This window comes from Beijerinckia mobilis, from assembly GCF_000745425.1.
GTDB lineage: Bacteria > Pseudomonadota > Alphaproteobacteria > Rhizobiales > Beijerinckiaceae > Beijerinckia > Beijerinckia mobilis.
In genome coordinates, this window is sequence record NZ_JQJH01000009.1 from 149,261 (window position 1) to 162,597 (window position 13,337).

Below are 13,337 nucleotides of genomic sequence, written 5' to 3' on the forward strand. Positions count from 1 at the left end.
GCCGCCGAAACCAAGTCGGAATGCGGCTGTGGCTTCGTTGCCGAAGCATTTCGGCGCAATTCCTTGGAATGTCCTTCTGTAAGCGAGGAATCGATGTCCAAAAGCGCGATTGCCATTCGTCATCTGGCCTTCGAGGATCTTGGTGCTTTCGAATCGGTGCTGCGTGAAGCAGGCTTTACGCTCGATTACAGGGAAGCGGGTTGTGATCCGCTCGACGGGCCTGAGTTTACCGAGGCCGATCTCCTCTTCGTGCTCGGCGGGCCGATCGGCGCCTATGAGGAGGATATCTATCCTTTTCTGAGCGACGAAATCAGGCTCATCGAAAAACGGCTTGCCGCAGGCCACCCGCTGATGGGAATCTGTCTTGGCGCGCAACTCATGGCGCGGGCGCTAGGGGCGAAGGTGTTTCCCGGACCCGCCAAAGAAATCGGTTTCAAGCCGATCATTCTGACGGAAGCCGGACAGGCATCGCCCTTCACAGCCTTCGCGGGAGAAGAGGTTCTCCACTGGCATGGCGATACATTCGATCTGCCCGAAGGCGCGACGCTGCTTGCCAGTACCGACATTTGCGCCCATCAGGCCTTTGCCTTCGGACCGCAGGCTCTCGGAATCCAGTTTCATCCGGAAGCTGGCGGCGATGGATTCGAACGCTGGCTGATTGGTCATGCCTTTGAACTTGCCAAGGCGGGCGTTGATATCACGGCGCTCCGCGCTCGCAACGAGCAGCTGCGCGATGGCTTGAAGGATCGTGCCCAACGCTTTCTGAAACATTGGCTGGCATCGCCAGAGGTTGGGACCCTCATTCAATCGGGTGGCGTGGCGTCATCGGCCGCCTGATCGGGCATTCCATCCTCTGTCTCCTCACTGTCCTGTTGTTGGTCCGCCGTAGCCTCCGGCCGCGGCCTCGCGGGCTGCCACCATTCTCGTCCACTGCTTTTCAGCGGATTTGCGCGCCAATGCTGCGGCGGCGCTGGAGACCAGGGTCGGTTCTCGTCCGGTGCCCGCGCCGTTCGCAGCACGGGCACGGCGCGATCAAGACGTAGGGTAATCGCGCCGCTCTCTTGCAGGAACGGTCGGTCGATCAGGATTTCCGCGGCGCAGCCTTCAGGAGCCTTAAGCGGCGTGACGAGGATCGCGGCGCGGCGGCAATCTTCCACGAAGGCTTCCCGGTCGAGGACGAGGGCCACGGCGCGCCCGTCGGCAAGCCAGCCGACGCATCCCGATCGATCGCAGGCATCGTTCAGCCGAGCGCCGCGTGCCATGCGGCCATCCGCGTCGGCGCGCAACCATTGTTCCGCGCCGAAATCGCTCGGCCTTGGCCCGAGAATGCCGAGACGGCCATCGGCGCCGCGCAGAGCGAGATAGTCGCCGGTCGGAGGGACAGTGAGATCGAAGCGCGGGCCGGTGAAAGCCCCCGCGAGACCGATGAGAATGAGCGGAATTGCCGTTATCCGCAGCGGCAGGCTGCGCCACAGGACGGCAGAAAGGACACCGAGACTCAGAAAAATGAGCGACCAGGGTGCAAAGGCCGGAAGATGCAGAGTCGCGCCCGGCCAGCTGCCGATGATCTTCGCCAGCCAGAGGATGAAATTGATGCCTGCGCCCACATAATGCCAGACGAAGCCATCGAGCCCCAGTGGATAAAGCAGAGTGCCGAGAAGCGCACCGGGCACGGCGAAAATCTCGATGATCGACAGGGTCAAGGGATTGCCGATCAGGACATAGGGGCTGAGCTCGTGGAATTGATAGGCCATGAAAGAGGCCGTCGCCGAGGTTGCGCAGAAGGTCGCGAAGAGCAAGGCGCCCGGCCCTTGCCGCACAAAGCCCCACGCTGTTTCGTGCGCGATCCGCAGGAAATGGCGTACGCCTGTTACCGAGACGGCCGTTGCCGGGAGCGGTCGATAAGCCTCCGCATTTTCCCTAAGACGTTCCGCCACGCGCGATTCGTAAACGGCGACCAGAGCCGCCACAGCGGCGAAGGAGAGCTGGAAACTCGCCCCGAGAATGGCTTCGGGCTCCACAAAAAGCACGAAGAAACTGGCAAAAGCGAGATTGCGCATGGTCAGCGCCTGCCTGTCGCAGAGAACCGCCGTGAGCATGATGGTGGTCATGACCAGAGCGCGTTCGGTGCCGACGCGCGAACCAGTCGCTATATCGTAGAGGATGGCGGCGAGGATCGCCGCGCCTGCCGCCCATTTCTTGATCGGATAGGTCAAGACCAGTGTGGGGCTCAACGCCAGCAATTGCCGCAAGCCGACGAAGAAAATGCCGGCGACGAGCGTCATCTGCACACCGGAAATCGTGATGATGTGGAATATGCCCGCTTCCCGGATGATCTCCTTGGCGTCCTCGGAGAGGAGATCGCGTTTACCTGTCACCATGGCGGCGGCGATCGCACCGGCATCACCGCCAACGATCGTATTGATCCGCAGGGCAAGTGCATTACGCCCACGATCGAGCGCCATCATCATCCGCTGCTTGAAGTCGGGAGGATCCGGCGCCGCGACGGTCTCAATCCGTCCGAGTACTGAACCGACCGCCCCGATGCGGGCAAAAAAAGCGTCTCGCGCGAAATCATAACCACCCGGAAGGCTCGCGCGCGCGGGTGGCAACAGCCGCGCCTTCATGCGCACATAGGTCCCCGCGCCAAAGGGCGGGGCGCGGCGCGTGGATAGCCGCACCCGAAAGGGCGTTTTGGCCGGATCCATTCCTTCGACCGCGCCGACACGCAAGACGAAACGGGCGCCCCTCTGCCGGTAGTCCATCTGCTCGATCATGCCTTCAACGGTCACGATCGTGGTCCTGGCGATCATTGGCGCCACGACACGGGCGCTGCGCAGGCCGGCGGAAAGCTCGCCGGCGAAGACCGCGCAAAGACCGAGGAAGAGGACGAAGATCAATCGTCTTTCACGGCACACAAAAGCGAGGAGGCCGAAAAGCACGCCCAATGCGGCATTGAGCCAGAGCAATGGCTCACGCGCCGCGCAAAAATAGAGAATAACGCCCGCCCCCATCGCCACCGGCAGCCACAGGAAAAGGCGCCTATCGGCGATCTCAATTTCGAAGGCCCGCGCATAGATCCGCCACACCCCACCGAAGAGGCTGCGGCCTGGCAGCGCGGCAGCTTCCTCTCCCATCCGATCCCCGATGGGCGCCTCGGCGGCTCCGACTGATGTGATCGGGACAGGCGTCGTGGAAACTCGTGCCATTCACGCTCTTCGACAGGCGTTGTCCGGGTTGCGCACGGGGTGTGATATGGATGCCCCCGGCTATTTCTCCGCGGTGGAGCGCCAAGGCGCTTTTCTTTCGACTATTCCATGCTACACGACGCGGCGCGTCCGCGTCAGCCGAAAATGCCCGCGTTATGCATTATATTTTCCGTTCGATACTGCCGTCCACCGTTCGGCCGCTCGCCTGTTTTCCTGGATTTCGCCATGTCCGATGAAGTTGTTACCCGTTTTGCTCCCTCGCCGACCGGCTTTCTGCATATTGGCGGCGCGCGCACGGCTCTCTTCAACTGGTTGTTCGCCCGGCACGCGGGCGGCAGGATGCTGTTGCGGATCGAGGATACGGATCGCGAACGCTCCACCGACGCGGCCATAGCGGCCATTCTCGACGGGCTCTCCTGGCTCGGGCTGCAGTGGGACGGCGATGTCATCTACCAATTCCAGCGCGCCGAAAGGCATCGCGAAGTGGTCTATTCGCTGCTCGAAAAGGGCCATGCCTATCATTGCTACGCGACGCCGCAGGAGCTTGAGGAAATGCGCGAATTGGCGCGCAAGGAGGGCCGGCCACCGCGTTACGACGGGCGTTGGCGCGACCGGCCGGCGAGCGAAGCACCTTCCGACGTCAAACCGGTGGTCCGCCTCAAGGCGCCACGCGATGGGGAAACCGTTCTCGACGACAAGGTGCAAGGCCGTGTGACCTGGGCCAACAAGGACCTCGACGATCTCGTGTTGCTGCGCTCGGACGGGACGCCAACCTACATGCTCGCCGTGGTCGTCGACGATCACGACATGGGGGTGACGCAAATCATCCGTGGAGACGATCATCTGACCAATGCCGCGCGGCAGATGCAGATCTATCAGGCTCTTGGCTGGCAGGTGCCCTCCATGGCCCATATCCCGCTCATTCACGGCGCGGATGGCGCCAAATTGTCGAAGCGGCATGGCGCTCTCGGCGTCGATGCCTATCGCGGCATGGGCTATCTGCCGGAAGCCCTGCGCAATTATCTGGTGCGGCTCGGCTGGAGCCAGGGCGACAAAGAATTCTTTTCGACCGAGGAGATGATCGCCGCTTTCGATCTCGCGAATGTCGGCCGTTCGCCGGCCCGGTTCGATTTCGCCAAGCTCGAAAACATGAACGGACATTATCTGCGCCACGCTGATGATGCCTATCTCGTTGAGACGCTCACAGCCACCCTGCCCCATCTGCCGAACAAACCGGTGCTCCCACTGGAATTTACGCCCGAGCGGAAAGCGCAATTGCTGGCGGCAATGCCCGGGCTTAAGGAACGGGCGAAGACTTTGGTCGAATTGCTGGATGGCGCGCAATTCCTGTTCGCCAAACGCCCTTTGATGCTCGACGCCAAGGCGCAGGCACTGCTCGACGATAAAGCGAGGGAGCATATTGGCGCGCTGCTACCGCTGTTCACCGCCTGCGCCGAATGGAAGGCGGAGCCGCTTGAAGCCATCGTGCGCGGCTATGTTGCCGAGACAGGCGTCAAGCTCGGCCAGGTGGCACAGCCGCTGCGCGCGGCATTGACTGGCCGCGCGACCTCGCCGGGCATTTTCGACGTGCTGGAGGTCCTCGGCCGCGAGGAAGGGCTCGGACGCTTGCTCGATCAGGCGAGCGGGGCTTGATACCGACTGCAGCGCGGCAGTGCCCAGACCGAACCTCATCCATCACAACAGCTTGTAATGGAGACACGGCCATCATGAGCCTTGCCCATGAAATTGCGGCGAGAATCCGTTTGGAAATATTTTCTGAAAAAGCGAATGCCTGCCTAAAGGCGCAATCCTGCGCGCCTTGACAGAGACGGATGAATGGCTAGTGAATTGCGCGCTGCACAAGCCGTGTGGCTCTGGATTCCGGCAATGAATTTGGAATCCGGCCCCGATACATCGAACCAAGAAGGCGGTCTTGATGAGCGCGACGATCGGCTCCTTTAGTCTCGACGACAAGTCCTATAATTTTCCGGTCAAGGCCGGGACCATTGGCCCATCGGTCGTCGATATCGGCAAATTCTATGCGCAAACCGGCGCATTCACTTACGATCCCGGATTCACCTCCACGGCGAGCTGCGAATCCCAGATCACCTACATCGATGGCGATGCGGGCATCCTTCTTTACCGCGGTTATCCGATCGACCAGCTCGCCGAACAGGGCGACTTCCTGGAAACCGCCTATCTGCTGCTCTACGGGGAACTGCCCACCAAGGCGCAGAAGGAAGATTTCGATAAACGCATTACCATGCACACGATGGTGCATGAGCAATTGACCCGCTTCTACAACGGGTTCCGGCGCGATGCGCATCCGATGGCCATTCTCGTTGCCGTCGTTGGCGCGCTGTCCGCCTTCTATCACGACTCGACCGATATTCACGATCCCAAACAGCGCATGATCGCTTCGATGCGCCTGATCGCGAAGATCCCGACGCTGGCGGCGATGGCGTACAAATACACTGTTGGTCAGCCCTTCGTGTATCCGAAAAACGATCTCGGCTATGCCGCGAACTTCCTGCATATGTGCTTCGCGGTGCCTGCGGAAGAATACAAGGTCAATCCCGTCCTCGCCGACGCGCTTGAAAAGATCTTCATTCTCCACGCCGACCACGAACAGAACGCTTCGACCTCGACCGTGCGTCTCGCCGGCTCCTCGGGCGCCAATCCCTTCGCCTGCATCGCCGCCGGCGTTGCCTGCCTCTGGGGTCCCGCTCATGGTGGCGCCAACGAAGCCGCATTGAAGATGCTGGAGGAAATCGGCACCGTCGAGAATATTCCGAAATATATTGCCAAGGCCAAGGACAAGGATGATCCCTTCCGTCTCATGGGCTTTGGTCACCGCGTGTATAAGAATTACGATCCGCGCGCGAAGATCATGCAGAAGACCTGTCACGAAGTGCTGACCAATCTCGGCATCAAGGACGATCCGCTGCTCGACGTCGCGGTCGAACTCGAGAAGATCGCCCTTCACGATGAATATTTCATCGAGAAGAAGCTCTATCCGAACATCGACTTCTATTCCGGTATCACCCTGAAGGCGATGGGCTTCCCGACCTCACTCTTCACGGTTCTGTTCGCACTCGCCCGCACCTCGGGCTGGATCGCGCAATGGAAGGAAATGATCGAGGATCCGGCGCAGAAGATCGGCCGTCCGCGCCAGCTCTACACCGGCTATACGCAGCGCGATTACGTCACGATCGAAAAGCGCTGATTGCGGCAGACACCCTCGTATCTGTCAATCTGTTCATGGGGCTGGCGAACCGGGTTCGCCAGCCTTTTTGTTATGGAATGGGCTTATGGATCGGCATGAATGCCGATCGGTTCGCATTCGCATATTCATTCGAGCGGAAACAAATCGTGCAAAGGCCGTTTCCTTCACCTGTTGGGAGAAGGCGGACATTGGAGCACAAGCGGCTCCCTCTCCTTGGTTTTAGAAGAAGCTGGCCGGTTCATAAGCCACAAGGCGAGGCCAATCAGGATGCCACCGAGGGTTTGAGTGAATGTGAGCGTCGTTCCGAGCGTCAAAAAAGAAAGAATCACGGCAAAGAACGGAGCGAGAAACAGAAAGCCGCTCGCTCGTGTCGCGCCGCCGCGCGCAAGCGCAACGAACCAGAGCCCGAACGAGCCAGTCGAAGCCGGAATCGCCAACCAGAGGAAATAGACCCATTGCGCCGCACTCACATGAGCAGGCCAATGACCGCCACGCGCATAACCAACAGCGAGCACGACGAGTCCGCCAATCCCCATCTGCCAAAAGCTCAAGGTCCACACGCGTACAGGGAGGCGCGCGCGCTTGTTGACGATTGTCGCGCAAGCCCAGCAGAAAGCCGATGAAAGTCCGATGATTTCCCCATGCGAGGCATTCGGGGAAAAAATGGTCATGGGATTGACGCCCAAAGCGAGACCCGCGCCTGTGATGCCGAAAAGGAGGCCGGCGACCCGCGTGGGGTTCAGCGTTTCGCCTAGAAAGACCCTTCCGAGAAGGGCGACCCAGATCGGATTGGTGAACAGGAGAATGGCGGCGGTCGAGGCCGAAATGGATTGCATGGCCAGGAACAACAGGCTCATGACGCCAGCGGTCTGGAGCAGACCGATGAGGATGATGGTGCCCCAAACGCGCGGGTTCGTCTGTGCGGGGAGAATACCGGTGAGGAACCGGCCGTTTTCAAGGAAGGCGAGTGGCAAGGTCGCGGTGGCGGCTACGATAAAACGCCAGCCGACGAGTACCATGGGGTCGAATCCATCCTGCAGCAACAGCTTACCAGCGACGAAGCTCGATCCCATGAGGAAGGTGGCCGTGACAAGGGCAAGAACGAATCCCGCCGAACCATTGGTGCCTTCACCCCCAGCGTCCATTGTGACCTCCCTCTTTTAAACGAATTATTCATAATTTATTGATTTTTATAAATAATATGCATTCTAACCCAGCGCCCGGCTCTATCAGGCGCCCTGTTTCTCTCCACCGTGTCCATGGCCGCCCAATTCTTCTCCGGAAGGTTCCGGCCTATGGCGGGAGCGGAATGCCGCGCCCTTGGCCCGGCTGCCGCAACGGTCCATCGAGCACCAGCGCCGTCTCGAACTTTGCGAAGTATCGAGGAACAACATGCGGCAATCGGGTTGTTCGCAGGCCTTGATCTGTCCGCGCTGAGGGCCGCCGATCAGTTCAATGGCGTCTCTCGCAATTGAAGCGAGCGCTGTGCGGAACGGATTGTCGGCAATGAAACGGATTGCGCCTGTTACTGCGTCAAGTTGCGGTACAGCCAAAGGATAACAGGCATTTGTGTTCAGGAGCATCACGGCATCGCGCGGCAGGGAATCCCCGTGCAAGGCCGTGTCGGCAACAATCCAGATGGCCTCCCGCAGGGCAATTATTTCCACTTCCTGCTGTGGCGAAAGCGTCAAGAGATCCGAAACGAGTCCCGCATCGCGCAGCCAGCGCGCGGATGCGCCTTCTGGCGCGAGCACATCAATCCGCTCCGATGGCCGGCGGCGCAAAGTCGCCGCCAGATCAAGAGACAGACGGCCGGCAGTGAAACGAAACTCGCTTCTGCTTTTCATAAAAACCATATTAACCGGTTTTAATAGTTTGTAAACTGACCCGGATAAGCAGAAGAGTGTCTGGCGGGGTAAGGCTGCGGAACCAAACAGGAGAATTGGTTCGCGAGCCCTTCAAGCACGGCGAAAAACAAGGCATGATTCGCTATAACTTTTTGTAAAAGCGTCAAATTCTTCTCGCTACGACCAGCACCTGATAAATTGAGCCACACTGACACATCCGGATGGAACCGACCCAAGCGCAGGGCTGACAACGAAATGGGGGCCGAAATCGAGAGAAGATGTCGGAAGGTAAGCGTGATCAGTGTGACGCTGTCGCGTTTGATGCGGAGTGGTGCGCCGTGTTAGAGCCCTCCTGGTTCCGTTTCTCTTCACCCTGACAGCATGGGCCGAGGCGGCGTGCCGTTCGTCAAGGTTTTTAGCCAAGGTTGAGCCAAGGGTTTAGCAATGAGGGGGTCACGATCACCATGAGGTCTTCATCTGACGAGCCCGCTCCGTCCTCGCTTAGCTGCGACATTCTCGTCGCCGGTGCCGGCGCCGCTGGCCTTTCCGTTGCACTGGGCCTCGCTAAATCCGGTTTCTCGGTCATCTGTGCTGGCCTGACGCAAACGCGTCCCAATGGCCGGACGGTCGCTTTGTTCGAAGGGTCCTTGCGTTTCTACAGGGCATTGGATCTGTGGGGAGCTTTGCAGGTCCATAGCGCACCTTTGAAGGAAATCCGGATCATTGATGCGACCGGCGCGCGTCTCCCCATCAATTCCATCGCTTTCGCTTCCAGCGAAATTGGACTGCCGGCTTTCGGCGAGAATATCGAAAATGGCGTTTTGGTCGAAAGGCTTGCCGCCATCGCTGCGGATACGCCGAATCTTGCGCTTCACGAAAGCCTGTTGCGCGATGTGACTTTCCATTCCGATCATGTCGCGGCAGAGACCGGGCGGGGTCTGCGGATCAAAGCGAAACTCATTGTCGCGGCCGATGGGCGCGGCTCTCCCGCACGGCATAAGGCGGGCATTGGCGCGCGGAGCTGGCCCTATCCGCAGACGGCCTTCACCGCCTTTCTGGCGCATGAAAGACCGCACCGCTCCGTCTCGACCGAATACCACACGCGTTTCGGGCCCTGTACGCTTGTGCCTCTGCCGCCGCAAAATGATCATCCGCATCGTTCCAGCCTCGTCTGGCTCATGAATGCCGAACAGGCCAAGCGCCGCGCCACACTCGCCGATGAGGCGCTTGCGTGCGAGATCAAGGAACAGATAGCGCATAGTCTCGGCCAGTTGACTCTGGAGCAGCCGCGCGGTTTCTTCCCCATGTCGGGCATGCGTGTGTCCCGGCTGACGGGCCATCGCATCGCCCTCATTGGCGAGGCGGCCCATGTTTTTCCGCCTCTCGCCGCGCAAGGGCTCAACCTCAGCCTGCGCGATAGCGCCAGCCTCATCGAATGTCTCGAAGATGCGCGAGCGGATGGCCGTGATATCGGCGTGTCTGAGGTTCTTGCGGGCTATGCGCGGGCGCGACGCAGCGATATCGCCTTGCGGACCGATGGCGTCGACGTGCTCAATCGCTCGCTGCTTTCGGATTTGCTGCCAGTCGATTTCCTGCGCGGCGTCGGGCTCGCGGCATTCTCCGCCATCGGACCCTTGCGGCGGGCTATCATGCGGGAAGGTGTGCTGCCACACGGCCCCCTGCCCCGCCTCATGCGCCTGCCATCGGATCGCCCTACGCTGTTACGCGCAGCCAGCTAAACCGTCCGACGATTTCCGGATTCCGCGCGAAACGAAATGCCATCCTTTCATCAAGCGCATCGATTCAATAAGGACAGCCCGCGTGCAGATCGCGACATGGAACGTCAATTCGATCCGTCAGAGAACCGATCATCTCCTGCGCTATCTCGATGAGGTCGCACCAGACATTCTCTGCCTGCAGGAACTGAAATGCACGGATGACGCCTTTCCGCGCGAGGCTATCGAGGCCAAGGGTTATCATGCGGCTGTGCACGGACAAAAGGGTTTCAATGGTGTCGCCATTCTCTCCAAAACCCCGATCGAGACAAAATGCGGCTTGCCGGGAGACCCGGGTGATGAACATGCGCGCTTCATCGAAGGGGTGATGGACAGTGACATCGGCCGCTTGCGCGTCGTCTCTCTCTATCTGCCCAACGGCAACCCGCCGGATACCGAGAAATATCCCTATAAACTCGCCTGGATGGACCGCTTGATCGCCCATGCGCAAGAGCTGTTGCGCTGCGAGGAAAAGCTCGTCCTTGCGGGTGACTACAATGTGATTCCAACGCCCGGGGATTGTTTTGATCCCGCAGTCTGGGCAGGTGACGCGCTCTTCCTACCGCAGACCCGCACGAAATTCCAGACATTGCTTAATCTCGGCTTCACCAATGCGCTGCGTGCCGTCACGGACCAGATAGGGCTCTATACTTTTTGGGATTATCAGGCCGGTGCATGGCAGCGTAATAAAGGCATCTGCATCGATCACCTCCTGTTGTCACCGCAGGCGGCGGACCATCTGCAGGAAGTGGTGATCGACAAGGAACGCCGCGCCGAGGAAAAACCTTCCGATCATGTTCCCGTGCGGATTAGGCTGACGTGACATTGAACCGAAATAGTTCCGAGCATCGTTGCTTCGATTGTTTGCAGTCCAATCCAGAATTACAGGGGCTGGGTGTCGGCGAGCCCTATCGGCATCTGCATGATGACGGTATCGAGCCAGCGTCCGTTCTTCCAGCCGACTGATTTGAGCGTCCCCGCATGGACGAAACCAACCTTTTCATGCACGCGGATCGAAGCCTTGTTTTCGGAATCGCCGATGACGGCGACCACCTGACGGAAACCTTGCCCCGCAGTTTCAGCAATCAGACGCGATAGCAAACGCTGGCCGATCCCCTGTCCTTCAAGACCTTCACGAACATAGATGGAATCTTCGACGGTCTTTCGATAGGCCAGCCGATCGCGATAGGTATTGACATAGGCGAAGCCGAGAACCTTCCGCTTGTATTCGGCGACAATATACGGAAATCGCTTCGTTGCCATGACCCGCCAGCGGATCTTCATCTCGGCTTCACCAGGCGGTGTAATCTCGAATGTGCCGTATCCATTGAGCACATGATGCTTGTAAATAGCGGTAATGGATGGGATGTCATCCTCTTCAAAATCGCGCAAAATGAGACCGTCGATAAGCGCACTGGTAGGCAACCGAATATCCTTTCCCGCATATTGGCTTGGCACCACAGCAAGATTCTTGCCGCGTGGTCTCAAGCCGGACACCACCCGCACCTGCGGGGAGCCAAGCCTCAATAAGGCGTGATCATTGAGACTTGGTATAAGTCCCGAATTTGCGAAATTGTCTATGCGGAACTCTTCAATGTCCCGGTGTTTCCGTCGCGGAATTTATACGGGAAATGATAATACAGAAAATAGGGACAGATGAGGAGGAGATAGAGTATGAGATCGCGCGTAATCACGATGAACGTCCCAAGCTCATTTTCGACCTGAAAGTAATGGAAGATAAAATTATAAATACAGAATAGGCGCAAAGCGCGTGAGCCGAAGAGAGAATAAAGGAAAGCTGCGAAGCGAAGGCATAAAAAGCTCCCCAGTGTATAGATGGCAAACCCGAAATAGCCGAAGTCGGCGTAGCCGTCGAGAACGAAGGAATTTGCATAATCACTCAATGGAACGCCTAGCCGAAGGTTCCAAAGTGCCTCATGAACGGGATGATCTTCGAGATAGGCCATTTTGCTGGGAAACAGAACACTGGGCACGAGGCTGACAAGTTCGTTGAGCACCCCTTCCCCATATTGAAACCCTGAGGATGTTCGCAAAAACGTGCCTATCGAGGAAATGATATAGGGCCTTGCCGCCTTGTTACGATCGAGTTCGGCCTCGATCTGCTCTGCGGGAAGATTATTCGCGGTCTCGATGAGCGTCAGGAAGGATACATTCTGGGCCTGCTCATGGCCCAAAACGTCATAAGCCATACGAAGCGAATAGAACGCCTTGCCGGCTTGGATCAGGCCGAGACCCATTACCAGGCCGATCATACCGAACCGGATGATTTGCCTCGGCGCAATTTTCCCCTTGGTCATCGCCTTGATGAGAACGATGGCGGAAAAAGCCGTAATGACCATAAGGTTGCGCCGGGAATCGATGAACCAGAAGCCGCATTGAAGCGCCATCACTCCCAGAAAAAGAGAGTTTTGGAACAAGGTTCTTTTTCCGGTCGGTAGCAGACCATAATACAGAGCGGCGACCGGCGCGATGCCACCAGCGACACTGCGCAAAAGCAAGGTGATGGGATTATGGCTTTCTTCATTGGAGGTGACGCCGAATTCAACGTGATTGGCGGCATAACTCCAATGCCCGGTCGCAATCATCGCCACCTGCAACAGGCAAATTGGCAGAATGATCGCCAATATTTCGGAATTGCCCAGCGGCTTTTCATCCTTGTGGCTGAACTCGATTTTCATGTCGATGAAAATCGATATAATCCAGCCGATCGACAATGCTCCGGTGATAACGATCAGAGAGTCGACCATGTCATCACGGGACACATCGAGCAAGCCGCCCTTGTCGATAAGATCGAAATAGGTCAGAGGAAAACAATACCAGATAATGTTCTGGTAGATGACGAAGCGCATGACGTCCACATTCGTGCCCATCAATTGCTGCAACGTCAGGAAGATTGCGTAAGCCGTACCGATGCCACTCGCTATCGCGATCATCATGAAGGATTGCGTATCGTAATAGACGAGCGCACCCAGCGCCAACAGGATCAGGACGCCGAAGAAGCCGTATTCGGTGGGTTTCATCCACATTTCCCTTGATCAGTCGAACGCATCGTAAAGCTTGAGTTCCTGGGCGGCGCGCCACATCGGCGCCTTTGAAAATTCGGAGCTTGATCAAAGACTTCTAATTGCGGCGTATTTCAAGCCGAAAGTGTCCGATCGCCTTGCGCGCTAGGCCTTCAACGCACAGAGGTTGCAGATTACAAACGTATTTTCAATAGGTTGAAGATTGGTTCCAGGAACCGAAGCGACTCACTTTTTCT

The 13,337-nt window shown here is 58.2% G+C and carries 10 protein-coding genes; 5 read left to right on the forward strand and 5 right to left on the reverse strand.

The window, feature by feature from the left end; all coding sequences use genetic code 11:
• The first annotated feature begins 93 nt into the window (after positions 1-93).
• Positions 94-837 carry a glutamine amidotransferase gene (locus DL88_RS09275; protein ID WP_034995022.1) on the forward strand — a complete coding sequence of 248 codons (744 nt, stop codon included), beginning with the start codon at positions 94-96 and terminating at the stop codon, positions 835-837.
• On the opposite strand, the gene DL88_RS09280 is transcribed toward DL88_RS09275, so the two are convergent.
• Positions 804-3,209, reverse strand: coding sequence for a ComEC/Rec2 family competence protein (locus DL88_RS09280; RefSeq protein WP_245270739.1), 2,406 nt, complete (start codon positions 3,207-3,209; stop codon positions 804-806). The two genes, DL88_RS09275 and DL88_RS09280, sit on opposite strands and share 34 nt — an antisense overlap.
• 225 nt (positions 3,210-3,434) lie before the next feature.
• Here DL88_RS09280 and gltX point away from each other — a divergent pair, with 225 nt between their 5' ends.
• Both gltX and gltA read left to right on the forward strand, forming a co-directional pair.
• Positions 3,435-4,862: a glutamate--tRNA ligase gene (gene gltX, locus DL88_RS09285; RefSeq protein ID WP_034995025.1), complete on the forward strand. Its 1,428-nt coding sequence runs from the start codon at positions 3,435-3,437 to the stop codon at positions 4,860-4,862.
• 283 nt (positions 4,863-5,145) lie between these two features.
• Positions 5,146-6,435, forward strand: coding sequence for a citrate synthase (gltA, locus tag DL88_RS09290; RefSeq protein ID WP_034995028.1), 1,290 nt, complete (start codon positions 5,146-5,148; stop codon positions 6,433-6,435).
• A 164-nt stretch (positions 6,436-6,599) separates the two neighbouring features.
• On the opposite strand, the gene DL88_RS09295 is transcribed toward gltA, so the two are convergent.
• Both DL88_RS09295 and DL88_RS09300 read right to left on the reverse strand, forming a co-directional pair.
• The gene (locus tag DL88_RS09295; protein ID WP_051955788.1) at positions 6,600-7,580 is read right to left on the reverse strand and encodes a DMT family transporter; all 981 of its coding nucleotides are present in this window, start codon (positions 7,578-7,580) and stop codon (positions 6,600-6,602) included.
• A gap of 84 nt (positions 7,581-7,664) precedes the next feature.
• Positions 7,665-8,282: a CGNR zinc finger domain-containing protein gene (locus DL88_RS09300; RefSeq protein ID WP_210165292.1), complete on the reverse strand. Its 618-nt coding sequence runs from the start codon at positions 8,280-8,282 to the stop codon at positions 7,665-7,667.
• A gap of 464 nt (positions 8,283-8,746) precedes the next feature.
• Between DL88_RS09300 and DL88_RS09305 the strand changes: the two genes are divergently transcribed.
• Complete coding sequence (locus tag DL88_RS09305) at positions 8,747-10,021, forward strand: FAD-dependent monooxygenase (RefSeq protein ID WP_051955790.1); 1,275 nt, start codon at positions 8,747-8,749, stop codon at positions 10,019-10,021.
• A gap of 82 nt (positions 10,022-10,103) precedes the next feature.
• On the forward strand, positions 10,104-10,880 hold the full coding sequence (xth, locus tag DL88_RS09310) for an exodeoxyribonuclease III (protein WP_034995031.1): 777 nt from the start codon (positions 10,104-10,106) through the stop codon (positions 10,878-10,880).
• Positions 10,881-10,939: 59 nt separating this feature from the next.
• Here the strand turns inward: xth and DL88_RS09315 are convergent, their stop codons facing one another.
• Both DL88_RS09315 and DL88_RS09320 read right to left on the reverse strand, forming a co-directional pair.
• Positions 10,940-11,482: a GNAT family N-acetyltransferase gene (locus DL88_RS09315; RefSeq protein WP_084705079.1), complete on the reverse strand. Its 543-nt coding sequence runs from the start codon at positions 11,480-11,482 to the stop codon at positions 10,940-10,942.
• A gap of 152 nt (positions 11,483-11,634) precedes the next feature.
• Positions 11,635-13,098, reverse strand: coding sequence for a hypothetical protein (locus tag DL88_RS09320; RefSeq protein WP_034995033.1), 1,464 nt, complete (start codon positions 13,096-13,098; stop codon positions 11,635-11,637).
• Between the last annotated feature and the right edge of the window lie 239 nt (positions 13,099-13,337).